This is a genomic window from Dietzia sp. NPDC055877, from assembly GCF_053615975.1.
Genome location: NZ_JBSHCV010000004.1, coordinates 65,043 through 89,590, shown reverse-complemented (window position 1 = coordinate 89,590; position 24,548 = coordinate 65,043). Strand labels below are relative to the sequence as shown.

23 protein-coding genes and 1 tRNA gene are annotated in these 24,548 nt (G+C 71.4%); 4 read left to right on the top strand and 20 right to left on the bottom strand.

The window, feature by feature from the left end; genetic code table 11:
* Positions 1-78 precede the first annotated feature (78 nt).
* From ACWGLC_RS06615 to glmS, 12 genes are all read right to left on the bottom strand, one after another.
* Positions 79-1,107: a hypothetical protein gene (locus ACWGLC_RS06615; protein WP_452099143.1), complete on the bottom strand. Its 1,029-nt coding sequence runs from the start codon at positions 1,105-1,107 to the stop codon at positions 79-81.
* Positions 1,104-1,685 (bottom strand): sigma-70 family RNA polymerase sigma factor, encoded by a 582-nt coding sequence (locus ACWGLC_RS06610; protein ID WP_344987803.1) that lies wholly within the window; start codon positions 1,683-1,685, stop codon positions 1,104-1,106. The genes ACWGLC_RS06615 and ACWGLC_RS06610 overlap by 4 nt, the downstream gene beginning before the upstream one ends.
* Positions 1,686-1,994: 309 nt before the next feature.
* On the bottom strand, positions 1,995-3,617 hold the full coding sequence (groL, locus tag ACWGLC_RS06605; RefSeq protein WP_295649210.1) for a chaperonin GroEL: 1,623 nt from the start codon (positions 3,615-3,617) through the stop codon (positions 1,995-1,997).
* 122 nt (positions 3,618-3,739) lie between these two features.
* On the bottom strand, positions 3,740-4,027 hold the full coding sequence (groES, locus tag ACWGLC_RS06600; RefSeq protein ID WP_017837219.1) for a co-chaperone GroES: 288 nt from the start codon (positions 4,025-4,027) through the stop codon (positions 3,740-3,742).
* A 196-nt stretch (positions 4,028-4,223) separates the two neighbouring features.
* Complete coding sequence (gene tsaD / locus ACWGLC_RS06595; RefSeq protein ID WP_452099321.1) at positions 4,224-5,249, bottom strand: tRNA (adenosine(37)-N6)-threonylcarbamoyltransferase complex transferase subunit TsaD; 1,026 nt, start codon at positions 5,247-5,249, stop codon at positions 4,224-4,226.
* Between the two features lie 8 nt (positions 5,250-5,257).
* On the bottom strand, positions 5,258-5,776 hold the full coding sequence (gene rimI, locus ACWGLC_RS06590; protein WP_452099319.1) for a ribosomal protein S18-alanine N-acetyltransferase: 519 nt from the start codon (positions 5,774-5,776) through the stop codon (positions 5,258-5,260).
* Positions 5,777-5,862: 86 nt separating this feature from the next.
* Positions 5,863-6,657, bottom strand: coding sequence for a tRNA (adenosine(37)-N6)-threonylcarbamoyltransferase complex dimerization subunit type 1 TsaB (gene tsaB, locus ACWGLC_RS06585; RefSeq protein ID WP_452099142.1), 795 nt, complete (start codon positions 6,655-6,657; stop codon positions 5,863-5,865).
* Positions 6,658-6,661: 4 nt separating this feature from the next.
* The gene (gene tsaE / locus ACWGLC_RS06580) at positions 6,662-7,171 is read right to left on the bottom strand and encodes a tRNA (adenosine(37)-N6)-threonylcarbamoyltransferase complex ATPase subunit type 1 TsaE (RefSeq protein WP_452099141.1); all 510 of its coding nucleotides are present in this window, start codon (positions 7,169-7,171) and stop codon (positions 6,662-6,664) included.
* A complete protein-coding gene (locus ACWGLC_RS06575) occupies positions 7,168-8,520 on the bottom strand; it encodes an alpha/beta fold hydrolase (protein WP_452099140.1) in 1,353 nt (450 codons plus the stop codon). Before ACWGLC_RS06575 ends, tsaE begins: the two co-directional genes overlap by 4 nt.
* Complete coding sequence (alr, locus tag ACWGLC_RS06570; RefSeq protein WP_452099139.1) at positions 8,517-9,695, bottom strand: alanine racemase; 1,179 nt, start codon at positions 9,693-9,695, stop codon at positions 8,517-8,519. The genes ACWGLC_RS06575 and alr overlap by 4 nt, the downstream gene beginning before the upstream one ends.
* Before the next feature lie 259 nt (positions 9,696-9,954).
* A complete protein-coding gene (locus ACWGLC_RS06565; RefSeq protein WP_452099138.1) occupies positions 9,955-11,568 on the bottom strand; it encodes a bifunctional ADP-dependent NAD(P)H-hydrate dehydratase/NAD(P)H-hydrate epimerase in 1,614 nt (537 codons plus the stop codon).
* A gap of 49 nt (positions 11,569-11,617) precedes the next feature.
* Positions 11,618-13,477, bottom strand: a complete 1,860-nt coding sequence (gene glmS / locus ACWGLC_RS06560; protein ID WP_452099137.1) for a glutamine--fructose-6-phosphate transaminase (isomerizing) — start codon at positions 13,475-13,477, stop codon at positions 11,618-11,620.
* 74 nt (positions 13,478-13,551) lie between these two features.
* Between glmS and ACWGLC_RS06555 the strand changes: the two genes are divergently transcribed.
* A complete protein-coding gene (locus ACWGLC_RS06555; protein ID WP_452099136.1) occupies positions 13,552-14,424 on the top strand; it encodes an alpha/beta fold hydrolase in 873 nt (290 codons plus the stop codon).
* 183 nt (positions 14,425-14,607) lie between these two features.
* On the opposite strand, the gene glmM is transcribed toward ACWGLC_RS06555, so the two are convergent.
* The 3 genes from glmM to rplM all read right to left on the bottom strand — a co-directional run bounded on the left by glmM (position 14,608) and on the right by rplM (position 17,173).
* Positions 14,608-15,978: a phosphoglucosamine mutase gene (gene glmM, locus ACWGLC_RS06550; RefSeq protein WP_452099135.1), complete on the bottom strand. Its 1,371-nt coding sequence runs from the start codon at positions 15,976-15,978 to the stop codon at positions 14,608-14,610.
* A gap of 221 nt (positions 15,979-16,199) precedes the next feature.
* A complete protein-coding gene (gene rpsI, locus ACWGLC_RS06545; RefSeq protein ID WP_344987783.1) occupies positions 16,200-16,733 on the bottom strand; it encodes a 30S ribosomal protein S9 in 534 nt (177 codons plus the stop codon).
* The gene (rplM, locus tag ACWGLC_RS06540; protein WP_230930147.1) at positions 16,730-17,173 is read right to left on the bottom strand and encodes a 50S ribosomal protein L13; all 444 of its coding nucleotides are present in this window, start codon (positions 17,171-17,173) and stop codon (positions 16,730-16,732) included. Before rplM ends, rpsI begins: the two co-directional genes overlap by 4 nt.
* 200 nt (positions 17,174-17,373) lie before the next feature.
* Here rplM and ACWGLC_RS06535 point away from each other — a divergent pair.
* Positions 17,374-17,446: transfer RNA gene (locus ACWGLC_RS06535), tRNA-Arg, on the top strand.
* Positions 17,447-17,492: 46 nt separating this feature from the next.
* Here ACWGLC_RS06535 and ACWGLC_RS06530 read toward each other — a convergent pair.
* Positions 17,493-20,024, bottom strand: a complete 2,532-nt coding sequence (locus tag ACWGLC_RS06530; RefSeq protein ID WP_452099134.1) for a LuxR C-terminal-related transcriptional regulator — start codon at positions 20,022-20,024, stop codon at positions 17,493-17,495.
* Positions 20,025-20,182: 158 nt separating this feature from the next.
* Between ACWGLC_RS06530 and ACWGLC_RS06525 the strand changes: the two genes are divergently transcribed.
* Both ACWGLC_RS06525 and ACWGLC_RS06520 read left to right on the top strand, forming a co-directional pair.
* The gene (locus ACWGLC_RS06525; protein WP_452099133.1) at positions 20,183-20,614 is read left to right on the top strand and encodes a hypothetical protein; all 432 of its coding nucleotides are present in this window, start codon (positions 20,183-20,185) and stop codon (positions 20,612-20,614) included.
* Positions 20,611-22,086 carry an alpha-L-fucosidase gene (locus tag ACWGLC_RS06520; protein ID WP_452099132.1) on the top strand — a complete coding sequence of 492 codons (1,476 nt, stop codon included), beginning with the start codon at positions 20,611-20,613 and terminating at the stop codon, positions 22,084-22,086. Before ACWGLC_RS06525 ends, ACWGLC_RS06520 begins: the two co-directional genes overlap by 4 nt.
* Before the next feature lie 6 nt (positions 22,087-22,092).
* On the opposite strand, the gene ACWGLC_RS06515 is transcribed toward ACWGLC_RS06520, so the two are convergent.
* The 4 genes from ACWGLC_RS06515 to ACWGLC_RS06500 form a co-directional block, all read right to left on the bottom strand.
* Positions 22,093-22,518, bottom strand: coding sequence for an organic hydroperoxide resistance protein (locus ACWGLC_RS06515; protein ID WP_452099131.1), 426 nt, complete (start codon positions 22,516-22,518; stop codon positions 22,093-22,095).
* A 113-nt stretch (positions 22,519-22,631) separates the two neighbouring features.
* Positions 22,632-23,351: an alpha/beta fold hydrolase gene (locus ACWGLC_RS06510; RefSeq protein WP_452099129.1), complete on the bottom strand. Its 720-nt coding sequence runs from the start codon at positions 23,349-23,351 to the stop codon at positions 22,632-22,634.
* A 126-nt stretch (positions 23,352-23,477) separates the two neighbouring features.
* Positions 23,478-23,717, bottom strand: a complete 240-nt coding sequence (locus tag ACWGLC_RS06505) for a hypothetical protein (protein WP_452099128.1) — start codon at positions 23,715-23,717, stop codon at positions 23,478-23,480.
* The gene (locus ACWGLC_RS06500) at positions 23,711-24,547 is read right to left on the bottom strand and encodes a YncE family protein (protein ID WP_452099127.1); all 837 of its coding nucleotides are present in this window, start codon (positions 24,545-24,547) and stop codon (positions 23,711-23,713) included. Before ACWGLC_RS06500 ends, ACWGLC_RS06505 begins: the two co-directional genes overlap by 7 nt.
* Position 24,548 lies beyond the last annotated feature (1 nt).

The following is a 24,548-nucleotide window of genomic DNA, read 5'->3' as shown; positions in this document are numbered from 1 at the left end:
GTTTCTCTGTGCCCGTCTGCGCCCGGTCAGCGTGACCGGAGGGTCCCGACGTTCAGGGCGTCGGCACCCGTGGGTCGCTCAGTTGCCGCCCGAGGTGGGCGGGCTCGTGGGCGCCGGCTGCTGATTGTTGGTCGACTTCGGCTGCTGCTGCGTGGTCGTGGGCACCTGGGTGATGGTGGTGCGCGACTGCGACGGCTGCTGGTGCATCATCGTCCGCTCATCCAGCTGGTCCTGCTGGCCCGTGGTGGGTGCCAGGAAGTCCTGCAGCCGCTGGGTGTCGATCGGGATCTGCAGCGTCGTGGAGATCCGCAGACCGTCGAGCGGGAGCGGGATCACCGGAGCACCCGGGGGCGCCGTGGGGATCAGGTGCGTCGGCAGCGGCACCGGCGCACCGGGCACCAGCGTGGCCGGGCCCGCCGGTGGCGCGGACTCGGGGGCCGGCGCGGGCGACGGCACGGCGCTCGGGGTGACCCTGCTCAGGTCACGCCGGATCGCGTCCCGACGCTTCATCAACTCGACACGCTCGGACGCATCCGAGACCTCATCGAGCCGCTGGCTCACCTCGTCGAGGAGACGCTCGGCCTCCCCGTGGTCGCCACCACGGGCGGCGTCGTCGGCCTTGGCCAGGTACTCGCTCAGGTCGTTGACCAGCTCCACTTCGCCGGCGCGGTCCGAGAAAATCGTCTTGGACACGCCCCACAGTGGGTCGCCGGGCATCGCGCTGTGCGCGGCCACGGACAGTCCGCCGACGATCAGGGCGGCGACAGCGGCCGCGCCGGTCGCTGCCTGCCAGAGGGCGGGGCGCTTGCCGTGGTGGTGATCACCGTTGCGCGTCCATCCCCGACGCGGCCGCAACTGCGTCACGTTCGGGGCCAGTGCCACCTCGATCTCTTCGGCGCTCGGGAGCGCGGGCAGTTCTGCTGCCCCGGTCTCGGCGCGCCAGTCGGCGAGCAGCGCGAGAAGGGGGTCATCACCGCCGGGTCGTTCGCCACTGCCGAGAAGATCGAGGAGCTCGTCGTCATGGTCGACCCGGGCGGGGTCGACGTCATGCGCGTCGAGCGAGGCGGCATCGTCACGGGTGCCCCGGACGACATCGTCGTCGTTCATCGCCATCGCTCCTCTCCATCCTTCTCGATCGTTGCGCGAAGCTGCTTCATCGCCCGGTGCTGGGCGACGCGCACGGCTCCGGCCGTACTGTCGACGATCTCCGCGGTCTCTTCCGCAGACAGTCCCACTACGACTCGTAGCCGGACGATCTCCCGTTGCTTCTCCGGCAGGGTTTCCAGAAGCGACCTGACCGCTTTGGAGACCTCGCCGTCGAGGAGGTACTCCTCCGGCCCCGTGTCATCGGAGAGCACCTCGGGGAGGTACTCCACGGGATCGGACTTGTTCCGTGCGTTGCCCCTGTGGGCGTCCGCGACCTTGTGGGACGCGATCCCGTACACGAAGGCCATGAAGGGGCGTCCCTGATCCCGGTATCCCGGCAGAGCCGAGAGAACCGCGATCAGCACCTCCTGGGCGACATCGTCAGCAGACAGGTTGGCTCTTTCCGAGCCGCCGACGCGGGAACGGCAGTACCGCACCACACCGGGCTGAACGAGTTCAAGAACCCGTGCAGCCGCGGTCCGGTCTCCCTTGACCGCTGCGGCGACGGAGAGTTCCAACTCGTCTGCTGTACCTGTCATCGAATTCGGGGGGCCTCGCGTTACACGGGTGTGTTGCGGGGCACGGCCTTTCTCTCGTAGACGCGACGCAGGTCGCGGCGGGGACTCGTCGAACGCTGGAGCGATCGACGTGGTGGGTGCCTGGCGTGAGGCACGTGACCCCTGTGTCGTAGGAGTACTGCTGAGCGCCAAGCGTAACTGCTGGGGGTGTCAGACGACCACACAACAGCCCCGGAACGGCACCGGGCCCCACTCCCCGACACACGGGGGGCGGGGCCCGGGATCCTCACTAGGCCATGTCGGGTGAGCCGACTGACGCGAGCGTCTGGCTCAGTGCGCGTGACCGTGGTGGCCGTGCGCGTCGGCGGCCGGCTCGGCCGGCTTCTCGACGATCGCGGTCTCGGTCGTCAGCACCATGCGCGCCACCGAGCAGGCGTTGACGACGGCCGAGGAGGTGACCTTGACCGGGTCGATGACGCCCTGGTCGATCAGGTCGCCGTACTCGCCGGTCGCGGCGTTGTACCCGTCGCGGGCACCGAGCTCGGTGACCTTGCTCACCACCACGGCGCCGTCCTCGCCGGCGTTGGCGGCGATCCAGAACAGCGGCGCCACCAGCGCCTTACGCACGACGTTCACGCCGACTGCCTCATCGGAGTCGGTGGTGTCGGCGGCGAGCCGCTCGAGAGCGGCCGCGGCCTGCACGAGCACCGATCCGCCACCGGCGATGACGCCCTCCTCAACGGCCGCCTTGGCGGAGTTGACGGCGTCCTCGACGCGGAGCTTGCGCTCGGTCAGCTCGGTCTCGGTTGCGGCACCGACGCGGAGAACCGCGACGCCGCCGGCGAGCTTGGCGATCCGCTCCTCGAGCTTCTCGCGATCCCAGTCCGAGTCGGTGGCCTCGGCCTCGCGACGGAGCTGGGCGACGCGGGCGTCGACGTCGGCCTGCTCGCCGGCGCCGTCGACGATGATCGTCTCGTCCTTGGAGACGGTCACGCGACGGGCACCGCCGAGCACCTCGAGGCCGCTCTCCGCGAGCTTCATGCCCAGGTCTGGGCTGATGACCTGGCCGCCCGTGACGATCGCCAGGTCCTCCTGGAACGCCTTGCGGCGGTCACCGAAGTACGGCGCCTTGATCGCGACGACCTTGATGGTCTTACGGATCGAGTTGACCACCAGCGTCGACAGCGCCTCGCCGTCGACGTCCTCGGCGACGATGAGCAGCGGCTTGCCGGTCTCGGCGACCTTCTCCAGCAGCGGCAGCAGGTCCGGCAGCGAGCTGATCTTCTCGCGGTGCAGCAGGATCAGCACATCCTCGTAGATGGCCTTCTGCTCGTCCGGGTCGGTGACGAAGTACGGCGACAGGTAGCCCTTGTCGAAGGCGATGCCCTCGGTCACGGAGACCTCGGTGTGCAGGCCCTGCGACTCCTCCACGGAGACGACGCCGTTGACGCCGACGGCGTCCATGGCCTCGGCGACCATGCGGCCGATCTCAGGGTCACGCGAGGACACGGTGGCGACCTGCGCGACGGCCTCGGAACCGGAGACGGGGGTCGCGGCCGAGCGCAGGTACTCCACGGCGGCGGCAGCGGCCTTCTCGATGCCCTTGCCCATGGCCATGGGGTTGGAGCCGGCCACCACGTTGCGCAGCCCCTCACGGATGAGTGCCTGTGCCAGGACGGTGGCGGTGGTCGTGCCGTCGCCGGCGACGTCGTTGGTCTTGGTGGCGACGCTCTTGACCAGCTGGGCGCCGAGGTTCGCGAACGGATCGGAGAGCTCGATCTCGCGGGCGATGGAGACGCCGTCGTTGGTGACGGTCGGGCCGCCGAAGGCCTTGGACAGGACGACGTGCCGGCCCTTGGGGCCGAGCGTGACCTTGACGGTGTCGGCGAGCTCGTCGACACCGGCGAGCATGCCCTTGCGGGCCTCCTCGTCGAATGCGATCAACTTGGACATGGATGGAACTCCTGGGAGGAAGAAGGGGTCTGATCAGACGGTTCGGCAGGCGTGAGACACCACCGCCCCGGCGGGACCGGCCTTCTGGCCGGCGCCGTCGGGGCGGGGTTCAGCAGCTCACGTCAGTCGATGACTGCGAGAACGTCACGCGAGGAGAGGATCAGGTATTCCTTGCCCTCGTACTTGATCTCGGTGCCGCCGTACTTCGAGTAGATGACCTTGTCCCCCTCCTTGATGTCCATGGGGATGCGGTCGCCGTCCTCGTCGAAGCGGCCCTTACCGACCGCGACGACGGTGCCCTCCTGGGGCTTCTCCTTGGCGGTGTCCGGAATGACGAGGCCGGACGCCGTGGTGGTCTCGGCAGCGGTGGCCTCGACGAGAATCTTGTCCTCAAGCGGCTTGATCGCCACGATGGATCCTCCGTGTGTAGATGGCTGATGAATGTGCGGCGGGGTCCGGAGAAGCGTCGTCGCGGGTGACGCCGCCGGTTCCATGCCTATTGGCACTCTATATGCGCGAGTGCCAGCACTCAAGTGTCCCGTGTGCCCGATCGGGACGCGTTCGCGATCGGCGAACACGCAACCGCGCCCCCGGACGACGTCGTCGTCAGACCACCTGCGTCGTCTCGACCGGCAGCCCCGGGTCGGCCGCCACGGTCAACGGGCTGGGCGCCACTCCGCCGGCCAGCAGCGCGGACGCCACGCCCACGACCATCGCACCGTTGTCGGTGCACAGCCGGGGCCGCGGCACGCGCAGGGTGATGCCCGCGTCGGCGCAGCGCTGGCCCGCCAGTTCCCGCAGCCTCGAGTTGGCCGCCACGCCGCCGCCGATGAGCAGCGTGTCGACCCCGAGGTCGGTGCAGGCCCGCACGGCCTTCATCGTCAGCACATCGGCCACGGCCTCCTGGAACGACGCCGCCACGTCCGCCACCTCGAGCTGGACGCCGTCGCGTTCGGCCGCCTCGATCCGCCGGGCGACGGAGGTCTTGAGGCCGGAGAAGGAGAAGTCGTGCCGGGCGTCACGCGGCCCGGTCATCCCGCGCGGGAACGCGATCGTGGCCGGATCGCCGGTGGCCGCGAGCCGGTCGATGACCGGCCCGCCCGGGTATCCGAGCCCGAGCAGTCTGGCGACCTTGTCGTAGGCCTCCCCCGCCGCGTCGTCGACGGTCGAGCCCAGCTCCACCACCGGCTCGGTCAGGGATCGAACGTGCAGCAGCTGCGTGTGGCCGCCGGAGACGAGCAGCGCCACGCACTCGGGCAGCGGGTCGCCGTCGAAGGCGGCCACGGCCACGTGCCCGACCAGGTGGTTGACGGCGTAGAACGGCACTCCCCACGCGGCGGCGTAGGCCTTGGCCCCGGATGAGCCGACGAGCAGTGCGCCCGACAGCCCCGGCCCGATCGTCGTGGCCACGGCGTCGGGCCGGGATATCCCGGCCTCGGCCAGCGCCGCGCGCACGGTCGGAACGAGCGACTCCAGGTGCGCACGCGAGGCGATCTCGGGCACCACCCCACCGAACCGCGCGTGCTCGGACATCGACGACGCGACCATGTCCGACAGCAGCTCGGCCCGCCCGTCGTCGTGGATCCGCGCCACGGCCACGCCGGTCTCGTCGCAGGAGCTCTCGATCCCCATGACGGTCTTCACGAGCCGCCCACCTCTCCCCTGTTCTCGCGCGCACCCGGCGCCGGCCCAGCACCCGGGTTCGTCCCGGCACCTGCGCCCGGGCCCGCGGCGGCAGCAGGCCGGGCCGGCCGCGTCATCAGATACGCATCGGCCATGCTCGGCCGGTAGTACCGCGGCCGGACCCCCACGATCTCGAATCCGTGCGCCTCGTACAGCGTCCGCGCGGGCACATTGTCGGTCCGCACGTCCAGTACGACGGGCGCGCCCTCGCGGTCGGCCACGTCCAGCATCTGGCGCAGCAGCGTCCGCCCGATGCCGAGGCCCTGCCGCTGCGGGTCCACGCCGATGGTGTGCACCTCGAAGTCGCGGTCGCCGACCGGCCCGAGCCCCGCGAGCACCGCGTAGCCCACCAATTCGCCGTTCAGCCTCGCCGCGAAGCACGTGTTGTGCCGCGAGGAGATCTCGGACACGAACGCGACCGCCGACCACGGCCCGTCCCCGGCGAACAGGATCGTCTCGAGCTCGGCGCAGCGCATCGCGTCGTCCGCGACGAGCCGCCCGTACTGCACGCCGGTCGGGGTGGAGCCGTATCGCGGCCCACCGGCGCCGGTGTCCCCCGCGCTCATCGCTGCACCCCGCGTAGTGCGGATGACGGCTCGACGCGCTTGGGCGGGACGGCGTCGGGTCGCCGCAGGTAGAGAGGCTCGAGCGGGTCGGGCGTGTCGTCGGCGAGCAGGCCCGCGGCCGCCACCGAGACGAGCCCGGCCGGGTCCGGGGAGGTCAGAGCGGCCACCGCGGCCTTTGAGTCCGTCAAGGATCCGCCGTCCGGGATCTCGGCCAAGCGCGCCTGGTCCCCGACCGCACGCGCGCCGTCCAACGCGATCTCGGCGGCGGGGCCCACGATCGGCCCCGAGGTCCGCACGCCCTCACCGTCGTAGCGGGCGTGGTACGCCTCGCGGCGCCGGGCATCGGTGACGACGACGAGGTCCCCCTCCACCCCGGCGGCGCGCGCCCGGGCCGCGAGCCCGTCGAGCGAACAGACCCCGTGGACGGGTTTTCCGATCGCATCGGCAAACGCCGTGGCGGTGGCCATGCCCACGCGTAGTCCGGTGAACGGGCCGGGCCCGACCCCCACCACCACGGCGTCAAGCTCGGCGGCCGTCAGCCCGGCGACGTCCAGGCACTCGAGGATGTGCGGGGTGAGCAGCTCGGCGTGGGCCCGGGCGTCCTCCGTGACCCGCGCGGCCAGGGTCGTGACCTGCGGGCCGGCCTCGGCTGCGGGTTCGGTCTCGCCTGCGCGCTCGGTCTCGCCTGCGGGTTCGGACCTGCCTTCGGCGTGACCCTGGTCAGCGGGTTCGAGGCGGCACACCCCCGCGGTGACGGCGGGGGTGGAGGTGTCGAGGGCGAGGACCAGCACGAGGTCAGGGTACCGCCGGGGCCGCGGATCCACCGACGCGGTGCCAGGCGGCGGAGCGGACGTCGCCCTCGCCTCCGCGGTGCAGGGTGACGATCAGCGGGGCCTCGACGAGCGACTCGACGAACCCGGCGCCCCACTCGACCACCACCACGTCGCGCTCGAGCGCGGTGTCCAGGTCGAGGGATTCGAGTTCGTCGGCGAGGTCGCGGCGGGTGGGCTGCTCGCCGTCGGGGTCCTGGCCGAGCAGCCGGTAGGCGTCGACGTGCACGAGTCCGGGGCCGCCGGGGGTGGCCGGGGCGTGCCGACGGGCGATCACGAAGGTCGGCGAGGTGACCCGCCCGCGCACCCCGAGTCCGGCGGCGATGCCGGTGGTCAGCGCGGTCTTGCCGGCGCCGAGCGGTCCGTCGAGGACCACCACGTCACCGGCCGAGAGCAGGCCGGCGATCTCCTCGCCCAGCGCGCGAGTGTCGTCGACGGTGGTCAGCTCGCGTCGGCCGGGCACCTGGAGTGTCACGAGGCCTTCGCGCTCCGGCCGGCGGCGCCGGCGGCGCGGCTGCTTCCGCCCGCGTCCGCGAGTCGTTCACGCTCGCGCGACTCGACGATCGCGTCGGCCACGAGATCGCCCAGCACCTCGGACACGTGCGCGGGCTCCTCGAGCATCACCATGTGGCCGGCCCCCGGGACCACCACGAACTCGGCGTCGGGCAGCTCCTCGACGATGTCGACGGATCGGTCGAGCGGGGTGAGCAGGTCGCGGTCGCCGCAGAGCACGGTGGTGCGCACGTTCCGCAGGATGGGCATCGCCTCGGACTCGTCGTGCTGCGTGAGCGTCTCGAAGAAGTTCGCGATGGTCAGCACGTCGGTGGAGTTGATGGTCTTGTCGACGAACCGTGCCACCGTGGGGCTCATCGAGGCCGGATCACCGAACGAGCCGCCGTAGATGAACGGCGAGATGATCGCGCCGAGCGCCTTGCGGCCGCTGGTGAACACGCCCGGCGAGCGATTGATCAGCGCGGCTACCCGGGCCATTGCTTTGCTGTCCAGTACGGAGCCCAACCCCGACTCCGACAGCTCCGCCATGGCGGTGGCCACCAACCCCACACCCATCACGCGGTCGCGCACGGCCTCGGGGTGCCGCGCCGCGTAGCCCATGGCGGTCATGCCGCCCATCGAGTGTCCTATCACCACGACCGGCCCGGTCGGCGCGGTCGCCGAGATGACGGTGCTCAGGTCGCGGGCCAGCTGGTCGATGGTCGAGTTCTCGATCGAGCTCTTGCCGCTGAGCCCGTGGCCACGCTGGTCGTAGAACACCATGCGGATCTCGGAGCCGAACCGGTCCGCCAGGTGTCGGCGCTGGAAATGCCAGGTGTCCATGGTGAGCGTATAGCCGTGCACGAACACGACGGTCATGGGCGCGTCGGTGGGCCCGGCCTCACGGACCGCCAGCGGCACGCCGTCGGTGGCGGCGACCATCGAACCGCGGTCGACGCCGAGCTCATCCATGTCCTCACCGGCCCACGGGTCGCTCGCCCTCCTGCCCGGCATGAGCGTGCCGACCGAGCCGAGGGTCGCGGCGCCGAGCGCGCTCACCCCCGCCGCAAGCCCGCCGGGGGTGCGGATCTTCTTCGCGACCGCCTCGACCTCGTCCGGGTCGCCGCCGAGAACCTCCGGTGGCCGGACCTCGACCGGGGTCCGCGTCGACGACCGCGACGGGCGCCGCGGGAACCGCAGCCGCGGCCGACCGCGCTTGGGCGCGCCCTCGGTGTGGGCGTTGTCGTCGTCGTTCTCTATCCCGCCCTGGCGGGCGGCCTCATCGGCAGCTTTTCCGGCGGCATCGCCGTCGGCCCCCTCGAACCCCGTCATCGTGCGTCCCCCTGTCGGTCCCCGGTGGCGTGGCGCCCCCGGAGCACGTGGTCCCTGCTCGCGCGCCCCCGCACAGCGGTGACGACCTCGTAGTGGATGGTGCCCAATTCGTCGGCCCACTCGGCGGCGGTGGGCCCCCCGCCCGCGCCGGTACCGAACAGAACGGCGGTGTCGCCCGCGCGGATGGTGCGGTCGGGGTCGGGTCCGAGGTCGACGACGAACTGGTCCATACAGACCCGCCCCACGTTCGGGTAGCGGCGGCCGGCGATGCCCACGTCCAGGCGTCCCGACAGCATCCGCCAGACACCGTCCGCGTACCCGGCCGCGATGAGCGCCACCGTCGTGTCGTGCGGCGCGTACCAGGTGTGGCCGTAACTCACGCCCTGCCCCTTCGCCAGCCGCTTGACCATGAGGATGTCGGCCGAGAAGGTCATGGCCGGGATCAGATCCGCACCCAGGTCGCCGACCGGGTCGAGCCCGTACAGGGCGATCCCGGGGCGGACCATCTCGAAGCCGTCCTCGGGCCGGGTCAACGTGGCCGCCGAGTTGGCGTGGTGGTTGACCGGGCACTCCAGGCCGCGGGCCCGGGCTTGAGCCACGCACTCGTGCAGGCGCGCGACCTGCAGGTCGATGACCGGGTTGCCGGGGTCATCGGCGTGCGCGAAATGCGCCATCAGGCCCGTGACCTCCACCAGACCGCCGGCGGTGGCCGCGACCAGCCGCTCGAGAACCGCTGGCCACTCCTCCAGAGAGATGCCGGAGCGGGCCAGGCCGGTGTCGATCTTGGGGGTCACGCGCGCCCTGCGGCCCGAGCGGCGCGCCGCCTCCAGCACCGTGTCCAGGTGCGCGGGGCTGGGGATCGCCAGGTCGACGTCGGCCTCGACGGCCGCACGCGCGTCGTCGGACGGCAGGTACAGCCAGGCCAGGATCTCGGCATCGATGCCGGCCGAGCGGAGTTCCAGCGCCTCGCCGATCGTGGTGACGCCCAGCGCGGTCGCGCCCCCGCGCAGGGCGGCGAGGGAGACGGGAACGGCGCCGTGGCCATAGGCGTCAGCCTTGACCACGGCCATGACCCGGGCGCCGCTTGCATGCCGGACCAGGACGCGGGCGTTGTGCTCGACCGCGTCCAGATCGATCTCGGCACGGCACGGAGCCGGGGGGACAATCGGAGCCATTTCGTCAATTCTGCCAAACGGGCCGACGGGGGGCGATTTCCGCGCCCCGCGACGTCGGCAACGCTGGCCGTGGTGCCGCGTCGGGGGTGCCGTGCAGAGCGGGGCCGCCACGCGGGGCCGCCCCCGTGTCGGCCGAGCCCGCTGGACCGGTCGGCCGCCCCCGATTCACCTATCGGATGTCGCGCCGCCTACGTGATCCGGTAGGTGGCGCGACATCGGATAGGCGAGCGTGGCCCTGACCGCGCAGACGACCTCGGGGCTACCGCGAAGAGCGCAGGGCGGCAACGGCTGCGGGCACGGCGGCCAGCAGATCCGAGGCGCCGATCGGTGCGCCGGGCCCCTCGGCACACGGCCGCCCACCGCCACCGCGGGCTGCATCGACGTCCGCACCGGGCCTCTCGCCGAGGTGGTGCAGGCCGAGCCGGCCCGGGGCGAAGCGGTGCGCGGCCAGGCGGGCGGCCTCGCCGTGCAGCGTCGCCGCGGCGGCAGCGGCGCGGGCCAGATCCAGCGTCGTCTCCGGGGCAGCCGCCTCATGCACGGCCGCGGCGTGCGCCATGAGAGCTCCCGTGATCCCCGACAGGATGTCCCCGGAGCCCGCAGTGGCGGCCCACGACGACCCTGCGTCGACGGAGTAGGTGGTCTCGCCGTCGTCGATCAGTGTGACGCGACCCTTGAGCAGCACCGTCGCCTCGATCCCGCGCTCGCGCAGTCCGGCGACGTACCGGCGCAGCGCGCCGGGGCGATCAGCGCGGTCCCAGCCACCGGTGAGTCGGTCGAACTCGCCGCCGTGCGGGGTGAGCAGCACGGGCGCGGTGGCGCTGCGAAGGAGCACCGGATGGGAGGCGACGCAGGTCAGGGCATCGGCGTCCAGCAGCGTGGGGCGGCCGCGGGCCAGGACCGCGTCGATGTCGGCGATCGCCTCCGCACCGGTGCCGGCGCCCGGGCCTACCACCCATGCCTGCGCCTTTCCGGCCTCCGCGACCGACGGATGGCACACGACCTCGGGCCGCGCGGCGAGCACCGGATCGGCGCCGGAGCCGACGTAGCGGACCATGCCGGAGGTCGCGGCCACGGCGGCGCTCGTGCAGAGGACCGCCGCGCCCGGGAAGCGCTCCGAGCCGGCGCGGATGGCCACCACGCCCTGGGTGTACTTGTCGTCGGCGGGTCCGGGCACCGGCCACCTGCGGCCCACGTCCGCGGGGTCCGGGGCGTAGACGGTCTCGGGGCCGGCCGGCGGGTCGGACAGTCCGATGTCCACCACCTCGACTCGGCCGCACACCGGCGAGGCCAATAGATGCGCGCGGCGCAGCAGACCGAAGGTGACGGTGAGGGTGGCGGGCACGTGGGCGTCGTGGGCGGTGCCGGTGTCGGCATCCACGCCACTGGGCAGATCGACGGCCACCCACGGGACGCCGGCCTCGGCCAGGCCGGTCACGATCCGATCGGCAGGCGCACGCAACGGGCCGCGCCCACCCAGTCCGACCACGCCGTCGATAGCCACGTCCGGGACCGGAACGCGTGAACCCAAATCCTCCGCGCGGTGGATCCGCCCGCCCGCACGGCGTAGCGCGGCCAATCCCCGGGGGCGGGCGCGGTCGGGGTCGAGCAGAACCGCGTCGACGCGGCAGCCGCGGGCCCGCAACATGGCGCCGGCGTAGAGGGCGTCACCCCCGTTGTCGCCGGCGCCCACGAGCAGCTCTACCGTGCGGCCGTAGACGCCGCCCGTGCGCTCGCCCAGCAGGGCCGCGGTGTGGTGGGCGACGCCAGCGGCGGCCCGGCGCATGACGACGTCCGGGTCGCCGGAGGCCTCGGCGGCCGCGAGGAGTGGTGCTTCCGCGGCCCGAATGACCTCGACCGGGTGCGCACGTCGCATCGTCGTCGTCCCTCCCGTCAGTCCACGGTGACCGCCACGCCCACGGTTCCTATTCCACCGTGACGGACTTAGCCAGGTTGCGCGGCTTGTCCACGTCGTACCCCCGCGCGGCCGCGACCTCGGCGGCGAACGCCTGGTACGGGATGGTGGCCAGCAGCGGCTGCAGCAACGTGGTCGACGGCGGGATGGGGATGAAGTAGTCCGACAGCGGCTTGACCAGCTCGTCGCCCTCCTCGGCAATGACGATGGTGCGCGCCCCACGCGCCTTGATCTCCTGGATGTTGCTGACGAGCTTGGAGTGCAGCACCCCGCGGCCCTCGACCGGCGGCATCACCACGAAGACCGGCAGATCGTCCTCGATCAGGGCGATCGGGCCGTGCTTGAGCTCGCCGGCCGGGAAGCCCTCGGCGTGCATGTACGCGAGCTCCTTGAGCTTGAGCGCGCCCTCCAGTGCCGTCGGATAGCCGACGTGGCGGCCCAGGAACAGCACCGACTTGGAGTCGGCGAGCTCGCGGGCGATCTCACGCACCGGCTCGAGGGAGTCCACGACCTGCTGGATGGACTCGGGCATGCGCTCGAGCTGGCGGAACTCGGCGGCCACCTCGTCGGGGAACTTGGTGCCGCGCGCCTGCGCCAGCGCCAGGCCGACCAGGTAGTTGGCGGTGATCTGGGCGAGGTAGGCCTTGGTGGAGGCCACACCGATCTCCGGGCCGGCGTGGGTGTACAGCACGGCGTCGGCCTCGCGCGGGATCTGCGAACCGTTGGTGTTGCACACCGCCAGCACGCGCGCCTTCTGCGACTTGGCGTGGCGCACGGCCTCCAGGGTGTCGGCCGTCTCACCGGACTGCGAGATCGCCACGACGAGCGTGGAGCGGTCCAGAACCGGGTCGCGGTAGCGGAACTCCGAGGCGATCTCGACCTCGCATGGGAGCCGGGTCCAGTGCTCGATCGCGTACTTGGCGACCAGCCCCGAGTGGTAGGCGCTGCCGCAGGCGATGATGAACACCTTGTCGATGTCGCGCAGCTCCTGGTCGGAGATGCGCTGCTCGTCCAGCACGATCCGGCCGTCCTGGAACTTGCCCAGGAGAGTGTCGGCGACGGCCTGCGGCTGCTCGGCGATCTCCTTGAGCATGAAGTAGTCGTATCCGCCCTTCTCGGCGGCCTCGAGGTCCCAGTCGATGCGGAACGGGCGCCCCTCGGTGGGCTCGCCGTCGAAGTTCGTGACCTCGTAGCCGTCGGCGCGCATCACCACGACGTTGTCCTGGCCCAGCTCGACCGCGTCGCGGGTGTGCTCGATGAACGCGGCCACGTCCGAGCCGAGGAACATCTCGCCCTGGCCGACGCCCAGCACGAGCGGGGTGGAGCGGCGGGCGGCCACCAGCACGTCGGGGTGCTTCGCGTGGCTGAAAACGAGGGTGAACGCGCCCTCCAGGCGGGCCAGCACCGCACGGCACGAGGCCACGAAGTCGCCAGCGGTCACGCCTGACTCCATCGCGCGCGTCAGCAGGTGCGCGGCCACCTCGGAGTCGGTGTCCGAGACCAGCTCGACGCCGGCGGCCTCGAGCTCGGCGCGCAGCGGCGCGAAGTTCTCGATGATCCCGTTGTGGACGATCGCCACGTCGCCGGACACGTGCGGGTGCGCGTTCCGGTCGTTGGGGCGCCCGTGGGTCGCCCAGCGCGTGTGGCCGATACCGGTGGTGCCGACGAATCCGGCCTCGCCGCCGTCAGCGTCGAGCGCCTCCTCGAGGTTGGCGAGCTTGCCCGCCCTCTTCTCGACCCGCACCCCGCCGGCGCCGTCGAGGATGGCGACTCCCGCCGAGTCATAGCCGCGGTATTCCATCCTCCGCAGGGCCTCGACGACGACAGGAAGAGCAGCCTGCTGGCCCACATAACCGACGATTCCGCACATGGTCGCCAAGTGTAGCCAGCCCGGTCGCCCGCCCTGACACCCTCAACCCTCCGAGAGGGGATACTGTTACCTCCGTGGCCATCAAGACCAAGGAACTGCACGCAAAGGTGGGTCGGCGCGGCCCCTACGGGGTGGATACCGGCGATCTCGGCTTCACCGGCACCCCGGGCGCGGTCTTCGTGCCGCGAGGCGCCCCGTCGCCCGCCCCGGTGGTGGGCTGGGCCCACGACTGGACCAAGGGGCCGCGGTACTACACCGACACTCTCAAGCACCTCGCGTCCTGGGGTTTCGTGGTGGTGGCGCCGGCCACCGATCACGGCGGCCGGCCGAACCACCAGCACTTCGCCGATCACGTGTCGAACGCGATCGAGGACGTCCTTCAGGCCCGGCTCGGGCGCGGGAAGGTCCGCGCCGATCCGCGTCGCATCGCGCTGGCTGGGCACGGCCTCGGTGGCGGGATCGCCGCACTGCTCGCCTCCCAGCGCACGGACATCGATGCGGTGGCCATGGTCTTCCCCACCGAGACGGTGCCCTCCGCCGCCGAGCGCGCGATGCTGATCGACTCCCCCGCGCTGCTGCTGTCCGCAGCGGGTGGGGTGCACGGCGAGGACGCCCGCGCACTGCACGAGGCCTGGCGCGGCGAGCTGGTGCACCGCCGCCTGGAGAAGGCCATCGAGACAGGTCTGGTGGAGCGCAACTCATGGCTCCAGGGCGTCGGCCTCGCCGATCCGGACCGCCGGACGCACCGTACTGTCCGCCCGCTCCTGGCGGGTTACCTGTTGGCCACCCTCGGGGGCGACGACGACTACGCGGCGTTCGCCGATCCGGAGGCTAAGTTCAAGAACTCCGTCTTGGTCACCGAGGAGATGTTGGCCGAGGAGGCCGACGATCTGGTTCCCTCGACTCCCCCGCTCCTCAAGCTGGTCAAGGGGTTCACCGGCGGCTGACCCACGGCGGTTGCAAGACACGCGTCGCCGGATGCCTGACCTCAGGTGCGATTTCTGGCTAGAACTTCGCACAGATCGTCGTGCAATCGGGTTGGGAGGTCTTGCAACCGACCGGCTCGGGCCGGCCCCAGCATCGCCGGGCCGTGTGGAGGCGGTGAGCAGCCGGGTGGAGCCCTGGCCCGGTCAGACCGCCGCGACGACCCCGGCGAGCCGCTCGGCCACCTCGCGCGCCAGGTCGGGGTCCTGCGCCTCGACCATGACGCGCACGAGCTGCTCGGTACCCGAGGGCCGCAGCAGGACGCGGCCGGTCGCGCCGAGCGCGCCCTCCTCCTGGGCGACGGCCTCGGCGACCGAGCCGGACGCGGCCACGGCGGCCTTGTCATCGACCGGGACGTTGACGAGGATCTGCGGTAGCACGGTCATCACCCCGGCCAGCTCGGCGAGCGAGCTGCCGGTCTCAGCCATGCGCGCCATGATCCGCAGCCCGGTGAGCAGTCCGTCGCCCGTGGTGGCGTGCCCGGGGAGCACGAGGTGTCCGGACTGTTCGCCGCCGAGGCTGTAGCCGCCGTCGCGCAGCCGCTCGAGCACGTACCGGTCGCCGACCTTGGTCTCGGCGATCTCGATCCCGGCCGCGCGCATGGCCACCTTGAGGCCCAGGTTGCTCATCACGGTCGCGACGAGCGTGTCCTCGGCGAGCTCGCCGGCGTCGCGCATGGCGAGGGCGAGGATGGCCATGATCTGATCACCGTCCACGACGTTCCCGTCGGCGTCGACGGCCAGGCAGCGGTCGGCGTCGCCGTCGTGCGCCAGACCCAGGTCGGCGTCATGCTCGCGCACGGCGGCCTGCACGGCGCCGAGGTGGGTGGAGCCGCACTCGTGGTTGATGTTGTAGCCGTCGGGCGCGGCGTGGATCTCGATGACCCTGGCACCGGCCTCGCGGTAGGCGCGGGGCGCGGCCTCGCTGGCTGCACCGTTGGCGCAGTCCACGACGACGACGAGACCGTCCAACCGGCCCGGCGTCGACGTCAGGAGGTGCCGCACGTAGCCGTCCAGGGCGTCTGCGGACGGGGCACGACGTATCCGGCCGATCGCGTCCCCGGTGGGTCCGGTGATGGGCTCGTCGGTGAGCGCGGACTCGATGGCGTCCTCGATGTGGTCGCCGAGCTTGTGGCCGCCGGCGGCGAAGAACTTGATGCCGTTGTCCGGCATGGCGTTGTGCGAGGCGGAGATCATCGCGCCGAGGGCCGCGCCGTGCTGGGCTGTCAGGTGGGCGACGGCCGGGGTGGGCAGCTCGCCCACGAGCAGGACGTCGACTCCCTGACTGGCCAGCCCGGCGGAGAGGGCGGCTTCGAGCATCTCGCCGGAGACCCGCGGGTCGCGGCCGACCACCGCGAGGGGGCGGGGGGATCCGGTGGAGGCGCCACCCGCGCGGGCGGGGTCGGCTTCGGCCGCCAGGACCGCTGCGGCCGCGGCGCCGAGACGCAGGGCCAGGTCGGCGGTGAGCGTCCGGTTGGCGAGTCCGCGGACGCCGTCGGTGCCGAACAGTCGGGTCATGTGGTGGATTCCTCCGGGGTCGTGGGTGCCCTACCGCTGAGACGCGGCCACTGGTGTGCGACCGCAGAGGTGCGGCCGCCGGCTTTCGACCGGGCTGGTCGAGACGTCCAGACAGGATAACCACTGCGCGGTGAGCGCTCGGCTCCCCTCCCTGAAACGCCCCAGAGCAGGCCCCCGCGAAGCTGCGGAAACCTGCTCTGGAGTGTGTGATCTCGGGGAGATCAGCGCTTCGAGTACTGCGGGGCCTTACGGGCCTTCTTGAGGCCGGCCTTCTTGCGCTCGACGGCGCGGGCGTCACGGGTGAGGAAGCCGGCCTTCTTCAGGGCCGGACGGTCCTCGCCCGAGTACTCGGTGAGGGCGCGGGCGATGGCCAGGCGCATCGCGCCGGCCTGGCCCGACGGGCCGCCACCGTGGAGCAGGCCCACGATGTCGAACTGCTCCTCGCGCTCGACGAGAACCAGCGGCGACTTGACGAGCTGCTGGTGCACCTTGTTCGGGAAGTACTCCTCGAGGGTGCGGCCGTTGAGCGTGAACTGACCGGAACCGGGAACCAGGCGCACGCGGGCGACGGCTTCCTTGCGGCGGCCGACGGCCTGGGCGGGCCCGCTGGAGACGAGCTGCGTCTCGACGTCGGCGACGAACTCGGTGCCACCGGCGTAGTCGGCCTCGGAGTAGTCCTCGGCGACCTCGGCGGCGAGGTCGGCCACCAGATCATCGGCCACGTCGGCCTCGGGGGTGATGTTCTCGTCGGTCACTGGGCCACCTGCTTGATCTCGTAGGGCACGGGCTGCTGGGCGGCGTGCGGGTGCTCGGCACCGGCGTACACCTTCAGCTTGGAGGCGACGGAGCGGCCGAGCTTGTTGCTCGGCAGCATGCCCTTGATGGCCTTCTCGACGACGCGGTCCGGACGCGAGTCCATGGCCTCACCGAGGGTGCGCGACTTCAGGCCACCGGGGAAGCCCGAGTGGCGGTACTGGTTCACGCGCTCGCGCTTGTTCGACGAGATCGCGACCTTGTCGGCGTTGATGATGATGACGAAGTCGCCGGTGTCGGCGTTCGGGGCGAACTGCGGCTTGTGCTTGCCACGGAGGATGTTCGCGGCCTGGACGGCAAGTCGACCGAGCACCACATCAGTGGCGTCGATGACGTACCAGGCGCGCGTCACGTCCCCGGGCTTGGGGGTGTACGTGGACACAGGCGATACCTCTGTCTGTCTAGTGGGCTGCCGGCCGGGCGGGCGCTCTCCCCCTCGCGCGGCGGCCGGTGGTGACCCGCGCGAGGCGATCGACCGACCCGACAAGCGGGACCGACACGAACGCCGAGGGTTCACTTTACCGACCGATGGCCTCCACCTCCAAGTCGTCACGTGAATCCGCTAGACTCTCCCCGGTTCCCGCCCTCGTAGCTCAGTGGATAGAGCACGGCTCTCCTAAAGCCGGTGTCGGAGGTTCGATTCCTCTCGAGGGCACTCTGTTGGACGTACCAGGTCGGCCGCGCGAGAACTCCCCAGCCGGTCACCCCCTCAGCCGCGTCCCCGTCTTGGCGTAGATGCGGTTGAGGTGCCCTTCGACCGTGCGCTTGGACAGATGCAGCTCCGCTGCGATCTCGGCGTTGGTCAGGCCCCCGCCCACGAGGTCGGCGATCTCGGACTCGCGGCGCGTCAGCGAGACGCCAGCGGGAATCGTCGCGGCCAGCCCGCCCAGCCCGACGAGGCCGGCGTGGGGACTGCGGATCTCGGTGGTCGCCAACATCCGCTCGGCCAGAGTGCACGTCTGCGATCCCGGCGTCGCGAGCGTGCGGGCACGTTCGGCGGCCGCCGCGGCCACCATGAGCAGCCCGAATCCGCGGGCCCGCTGGGCCACGTCGAGGAGTCGCCGGGGGTTCGCGGCCAGCGTCATCGCCGCCAGGTCCTGCATCAGCGGCGCCACATCACCGCCGACGACCACCTCCCCCACCATCCGGCACGTCTCGGGATCGCCCATCAGGACGCCGATCCACGCGGCCCGCACCGCTGCGCCGTGGACCCCGTCGGCGATGAGCTCGCGGACGATTCCGCGCGCGTCGTCCGCCCGCCCCTCGCAGTAGAGCACCCCCGCCTCGGCCGCCCGGATCTCGGGCCCGACGGGCGAGTTGGTGTACGAGGGCACGGCGTGCACCCGGCGCAGCGCCGCCCGCGCGTCGGCGCCCCGGCCGGACTGGGCGCAGGCCAGTGCGTACAGGGAGACTGCGCGGGGCAGGAAGTCCTCGGGGCCGTCGACCTCCATGGTGTCCACGGCGTCGGCAGCGGCGGCCACGGCGCCGGTCAGGTCGCCGGCACTGAGCGCGATCTCGGCCTCGGCCACGCGGCGCATGCCGTGGTCGATGCGCACTGAAGCGTCCTGCTCCACCTCGTAGAACGGCGCGAGCTCGGCCAGCAGCGCGGTGACCCCGTAGCCGTGCAGCACCACGGACAACAGCGCCGACAAGTACTCCTCCGACGCCCACGCATGATGGTCCATCGTGCGGGCCCGGCGGGCGAGCCGACGCAGGACGGCCCGCGCCTCGTCGGGCCTGCCGAGCGCGTCGAGCGCCAGCGCGTGGACCGCCTCGAGACGCCGCTCCCAGTCGGCCGGCGGCGGGGAGGTCAACTCGGCGTAGGCGCGGGCCGCCTCGCGGTGCCGCCCCGAGTAGGTCAGGTGCACCACGGTGAGGGTGTCGAGCACGGCGTGGGCCTCATGTCCGGGCGGGAGGAGGCGGTGGGCGTCGCGGATCATGGGCAGGGCGTTGTCGGGGTGACGGTCGCGGTAGTGGGCCAGGTCGGCACGCGCGGTGACCGTGCCGATCAGCACGCGGACGTATTCGCTGGCGTCGGGGCCGGTGCCGGTGCCGGTGATCCCCTCGAGTAACACCTGCGCCTCGTCGAGCGCGGCAGCGGTCTCCTGCAGCCGGTCGAGCAGTCGCAGGCACGAGGCGCCGACCAGCGCGAGCTCGGCCTCCTGCAGTGCGGTCATGGCGAGCCCCGCGCGGCGGGCGGCGGGGCGGAGGTCGACGCCGGTGCGATAGTCGTGCGCGTCGAGCGCGGCGCGCGCGGCGGCGAGGGTGGCCGCGGCGTCGACGTCGCGCCCCTGCGCGAGCGCCCACAGGATGATCCGCGGGTCCGGCAGCGCACGGCCCGGCCGCAGGAGCGCGCCGAGAGCGCTGCCGTGGTCACCGCGGGCGTCGCCGTGTTCGCTGCGGGTGCCACCCCGGCCGCCGATCGCCGCGCCGCGGAGAACGGCGTCGTAGACCTGACGACGACGAAGACCATCGGCCCCGTCCCGCAGCGCACCGGCCAGGATCGGCGGCTGCACTGTGAGCATCTCCACGCCGTCATCGGTGCGGGTGACGAGCAGAGAGCGGGCCACCGCGTCGCTGACCGCGCTCTCGCCGTGAATCGCCTCGAGATCGGCGAGAGTGATCCGCCGGGCGAGTGCAGCGGTGGTCGTGGTGGTGAGGTTGTCGTCGTCGACCCACAGGCGTGGATCCGCGGCGACGCCGGCGACGGCTGCGGTGGGATCAAGCGTCAGGTCCAGGCGATCACCCGCGCGGCGGACGAGGCCGCGGGCGGCGAGGTCGTCGAACGTCACGCGGAGGGCGGTGAGGTTGCCGTGTGATCCCGCCCAGAGTGCCTCGACCAGGCGCGTCGAGAGGGATCGTCCCACGGCCGCGGAGACCGCGGCCTCGGATTCTCCGCGCGTGAGGGCGCGCAGGGGCAGGCGCGTGGTGCGGGCTGACACCTGGTCGGCCAGGCCCGGCGGGAGCGCGGCGCCCAGCCGCGCGGAGCCCACGACCACGGCGCGGTCGGGTAGCTCGGGCGAAGCCGGGGCACGGCGGTCGAGGTCGTCCCACAGCACCACGGGGACGCCGGCGGCGCGCAGGCCGTCCGCGATGTCGGCCGCACATCCGCTGGCGCCGGTGCCCGGCGGGCCCACCACCAGCACGCCACGGCGTGTTTCGACGGCCAGGGTGACCGCCCGCGACACGGTGTCCTGCCGCAGTACCGCACGGGTCCTCTTCCACGCGGTCACAGTCGGCTCTCCCGTCCGGCGAAAAAACAGGTGTGTCGCACTCTATACCCGTGCCCGCCCCACCACGCACGATGAGTTCACTCTTACCGCGCCAGGTCCGGCGATCGAGACGACCGACCCGGGCCCGGCGCGACCCCTTCCCCTCTCGAGGAGTTCTCATGGCACGTCCCTCTTCCGTCTCCGCAGCGTCCTGGATCTGGATGTTCACCGCCCTGTTCACCACATTCACCGTCGCCAACATCCTCACCGCCACCGAGATCCTGGTGGTCTTCGCCGACCTCAACGCCGGCATGGACGACCTCCCGCCCGGCGAGGCGTTCAGTTGGTTCGGCTGGATGCTGGCGATCGCCGCGATGATCGCGATGGCCGTCCAGGTGGTGGCCGCGGTCAAGCTCCGTGACGGCGCGGGCTGGGCCCGGCTGGTTCTGTCGGTGTTCGCGTTCTTCTCGCTGCTGGGCGTGCTCGCGGACTTCACAATGGTCTCGGCGTGGCTGCTCCTGGCCGCCAACGTGGTGGCGCTGGTGCTGGCGTACGGACAGTCGGCGTCGGAGTTCCTGGAGCAGCGCCTCAACACCCTCGTGTCGGCATGAGTGACGCCGCCGGTTGGGAGCGGCTCGAGGGCCGCAGGCTTCCTGCCTGGTACGACGACGTCAAGCTCGGCGTGTTCATCCACTGGGGCCCGTATTCGGTGCCCCAGTGGGCGCCGCGGGTGCCGGACATCCAGGAACTGTTGCGCGACGGCGGGCCGAGCCGGATGCTCAAGGAGAACCCGTACGCCGAGTGGTACCTCAACACGATGCAGATCCCGGGCAGTCCTACCCAGGAGCATCACCAGGCCACGTACGGCGCCGACTACAGCTACCGCCGCTTCTCGGAGGAGTTCTCGCGTCAGGCCGAGACGGCGGACGTGGACCAGATCGCCGAGCTGGCCCAGGCTGCGGGCGCCGGGTATGTGGTGCTCACGACCAAGCATCACGACGGCTACACGCTGTGGCCGTCGGACCATCCGCACCCGAAGCTCGGTACGTACGGTTCGCCGCGCGACCTGGTGGGCGACGTAGACCGGGCGGTCCGGGCCCGCGGCATGCGCACGGGGCTGTACTACTCGGGCGGGTACGACTGGCCGTTCAACGATGCGGTCCTGACGGGCCCGGCCGACTCGGTGCTCGCGGTGCCGGCCGATCCGGGCTACGCCCGCTACGCCGAGGACCACGTCCGGGAGCTGATCGACCGCTACTCCCCCGCCATCCTGTGGAACGACATCGGCTGGCCGGCCACAACCGACCTGCCGAGCCTGTTCTCCGACTTCTACGACGCGGTGCCCGACGGGGTGGTGAACGACCGCTGGGCGCAGACGGATCTCAAGCGCGGCGGCGGGACCGAGGCGGTGGTCCGCGGGGTGGCCGGCCTGGTGCAGTTGGTGTGGAAGCTGATCCCGGCCGAGCACCGCGAGCTGACCTTCCCCGCGACCCCGCACCACGATTTCACGACTCCCGAGTACGCCCGCTACGAGGAGATCGTGGCCAAGAAGTGGGAGACCACGCGCGGGATCGGCAACTCCTTCGCCGCGAACCGTAACGAGGATCCGGCGGACATCGTGCCGGCGCATGAGTTGGTCCACATGCTCGTGGACGTGGTGAGCAAGAACGGCAACCTGCTGATCGGGGTGGGTCCCTTGCCTGACGGGTCGGTGCCGCCCGAGCAGCAGGCCCCTCTACGGGCGTTGGGGCGGTGGTTGCACGAGAACGGCAGCGCGATTCGCGGCAGCCGCCCGTGGGTCCGTCCCGCCGCCACCGCGAGCGGGGGCACCGAGCTGCGGTTCACCCTCACCGGCACGGACGTCAACGTGATCACCCTGGGAACCCCCACCTCCCGTGAGCTGGTGGTGCCGGGTGTCTCTGCCGGGCCGGATGCCTCGGCGTTGCTGGTGTCGACCGGGCAGCCGCTGGAGATCACCGCCAACGACGATGGTGTCCGCGTGCGGCTGCCGGAGCGTCTGCCGGTGTCGCCGGCGCACGTGATCCGGCTGTCGGGGCAGGTGAACGCAAACGCTCCGGCTTGATTGAAGTCAGTCCTCGGCGACGCTCACGGAGACCTCGATATTGCCGGCGGTGGCCCGGGAGTAGGGGCACATTTCATGGGCGAGTTTGGCCAGCTCGTTCGCCTGCTCGGTCTCGACCCCGGGCAGGATCACCTCGAGGTCCACGGCCAGGTCGATGCTGGCTTCACCGGAGCGAAGGAGCGAGACCCACGCTCCCACGGACGAGCCGTCGATAGCGACCTTCCTGGTCCTCGCGGCGCTCTGCAGCGCCGAGTGGAAGCAGGCGGCGAATCCTGCGGCGAACAATTGCTCGGGGTTGTTGCCCTTGCCTGACCCGCCGAGTTCTGTGGGCGGGGCCATCTCCAGGTCCACGGCCTTGTCGGCGGTGGCCACGTGCCCGTCCCGGCCTCCGCCGGTGGACAATGCCTCGACGGAGTACAACGCGTCTGCCATGACAGTCTCCTTCGTGATGGGTGTGCTGCCGCCAAACGTACGCCGCGGCGGCAGGTGGGGTCGCCGACCGGATTAGGACGGAACCCGCGACCACCGGCGAGCAACCGCCGGGCTCAGCCCACTGCCTCGCGCACCCATGCGTGGATCTCGCGAGCCAGTTCCTCCGGCGCCTCCACCGGCAGCATGTGCCCGGTCTCGCGGATCTCCACGTACGAGACCGGGCCGTCCCCGCCAAAAGCGTCATTGGCCACTGCCCACGCGCGCTGCGCGGCGGTCGGCACCACCTGGTCGTCGGACGCACCGACGATCAGCACGGCGCACGGAGCCTGCGCGGGGAACGAGCTGCGATCTGCCCGCGCCCCCAGCGCCACTGAGTGGGCCGCAAATCGCGCCGGGCCGTACCCGCGTGCTGCGCGCAGCCGCTCGGCCCGCACCTGCGGGTCCAGGCCACGGTCGTCGAAGTACACAAGTTCCATGCCGTCGAGGGCGATCTCCTCATACGCGTCCGAGCTCAACGCCGCCGCTCGAGCCGCCCGGGAGGCAGCCGCATCCGGATCCTCCGCCCCCACGGGCGCGGTCACCAGCACGAGCCCGGCCACCAGAGTCGGGTGCCGTTCGGCGAGGTGCATGGCCACCACTGCGCCGAGCGAATGCCCCACCACCACACTGTCGGGCGCAATCTGTCCTGCCACCTCGTCCACGAGTACGTCGAGGTCTGGCGCCGCTGGCAGGTCCAGAGCCCTCGCCGTGAGGTCCTTCGGCAGGGCATGGATCACGGGAGACCACGATTGCGCATCGCCGTGCAGGCCAGGGAGAAGGACGAGCTCGGTCATGCCCGGGACCCTACGCGGGACACATCTCTCGGGACACCGGCCGCGCACGCTCCGGTGGCCCTGCGAGTACGACGACGCCGTCACCCGCATCCCGCTCACTCCGTCAGAGCGACACGAGCCGAAAGATCAACTGCCTAATGTGAAGATTCGATCGAGTGATCCGGCGGATGCATGGCCGTCTCCAAATTCCGGCGCGTGATCGAGCGCGAACTCCATGATCGCGCCTTGGTGCCCCGTAGAGACGTACGCGCGCTGCCCACTGGGGGTCACCGCAATCGTGCCCGCATCGCGGACTCCCAGTTCCCCGATAACCTCGGCGCTGCCGGTCACCGCATCAACAATCCGCAGACCCTGGTCAGTCACCACATAGAGCTCGTCTCCCCCGGGATGGATCGCCAGGTAAAGGTAGTGTAACCCGCGGTGTCCAGGGCGGTCACCGTTCCGAACCGCACGTCATACGCCAGCACGGTGGTGTCGATCGCGACGTACGCCAGCGATTCATCGGGGCTCAGCGCTACGGATTCTCGGAAGTAATCAAACCTCCAGCCGAGGTCGAACGGCGGCGAGGGTGGGCCGTCGACGGTGCTGACGACGTCTCGGGTCCGGGTGTCGGCGATCTCGAGGATCGAGGTGCGGGACCCCCGTTCGCGACGGGAGGAGACAAACAGTCGATTCCCATCTTGGGAAATGGCCGTGCCGTAAACCGACCCGGCCGTCCTGATGTAGCCGACCTGGTTCATGGTCGCGGTGTCCACCACTGTGACCCCGGTCGGGCTCGAAACATAGGCCTCTGCACCATCCGGAGAGATCACTACGCCGGTGGGCTCGGTACTGATCACACTGACGTCGTTGATCAGGTCGAGAGTGGTGGCGTCGAGTTTCAGAAGCTCGCCTTGCTGCCCGAAGGAAGTGGCGTAAACGGTGGCGCCGTCTGGCGAGACGGCCAGGTCGCGCAGCTTTCTGGTTGTCCAACCCGGGTAGGAGTGCTGCGAGGCCACCCGTCCGGTGGCCGTCTCCACCATGGAGATCCGCGGCTGTCCCTCGTCACCGTGGGCGGCATAGACAAACGCCCCGTTCGGGGATACCGCAGTATCGACGTAGTAGCCCCCGGGCGATCCCTCAACCGGCCCTATGAGTCTGGCGGCGGACGCCATGGGAGCAAGAGCGAGCGAGAGAGCCACGGCGGCGGCAAGCACT

Excerpts from the sequence above, each read along its gene's own strand:
- ACWGLC_RS06615 (WP_452099143.1), bottom strand. The coding sequence starts at position 1,107 with ATGAACGACGACGATGTCGTCCGGGGCACCCGTGACGATGCCGCCTCG.
- ACWGLC_RS06610 (WP_344987803.1), bottom strand. The coding sequence starts at position 1,685 with ATGACAGGTACAGCAGACGAGTTGGAACTCTCCGTCGCCGCAGCGGTC.
- groL (WP_295649210.1), bottom strand. The coding sequence starts at position 3,617 with ATGTCCAAGTTGATCGCATTCGACGAGGAGGCCCGCAAGGGCATGCTC.
- tsaD (WP_452099321.1), bottom strand. The coding sequence starts at position 5,249 with ATGGGGATCGAGAGCTCCTGCGACGAGACCGGCGTGGCCGTGGCGCGG.
- rimI (WP_452099319.1), bottom strand. The coding sequence starts at position 5,776 with ATGCGCTGCGCCGAGCTCGAGACGATCCTGTTCGCCGGGGACGGGCCG.
- ACWGLC_RS06575 (WP_452099140.1), bottom strand. The coding sequence starts at position 8,520 with ATGACGGGGTTCGAGGGGGCCGACGGCGATGCCGCCGGAAAAGCTGCC.
- alr (WP_452099139.1), bottom strand. The coding sequence starts at position 9,695 with ATGGCTCCGATTGTCCCCCCGGCTCCGTGCCGTGCCGAGATCGATCTG.
- ACWGLC_RS06565 (WP_452099138.1), bottom strand. The coding sequence starts at position 11,568 with ATGCGACGTGCGCACCCGGTCGAGGTCATTCGGGCCGCGGAAGCACCA.
- glmS (WP_452099137.1), bottom strand. The coding sequence starts at position 13,477 with ATGTGCGGAATCGTCGGTTATGTGGGCCAGCAGGCTGCTCTTCCTGTC.
- glmM (WP_452099135.1), bottom strand. The coding sequence starts at position 15,978 with ATGACCCGACTGTTCGGCACCGACGGCGTCCGCGGACTCGCCAACCGG.
- ACWGLC_RS06525 (WP_452099133.1), top strand. The coding sequence starts at position 20,183 with ATGGCACGTCCCTCTTCCGTCTCCGCAGCGTCCTGGATCTGGATGTTC.
- ACWGLC_RS06520 (WP_452099132.1), top strand. The coding sequence starts at position 20,611 with ATGAGTGACGCCGCCGGTTGGGAGCGGCTCGAGGGCCGCAGGCTTCCT.
- ACWGLC_RS06515 (WP_452099131.1), bottom strand. The coding sequence starts at position 22,518 with ATGGCAGACGCGTTGTACTCCGTCGAGGCATTGTCCACCGGCGGAGGC.
- ACWGLC_RS06510 (WP_452099129.1), bottom strand. The coding sequence starts at position 23,351 with ATGACCGAGCTCGTCCTTCTCCCTGGCCTGCACGGCGATGCGCAATCG.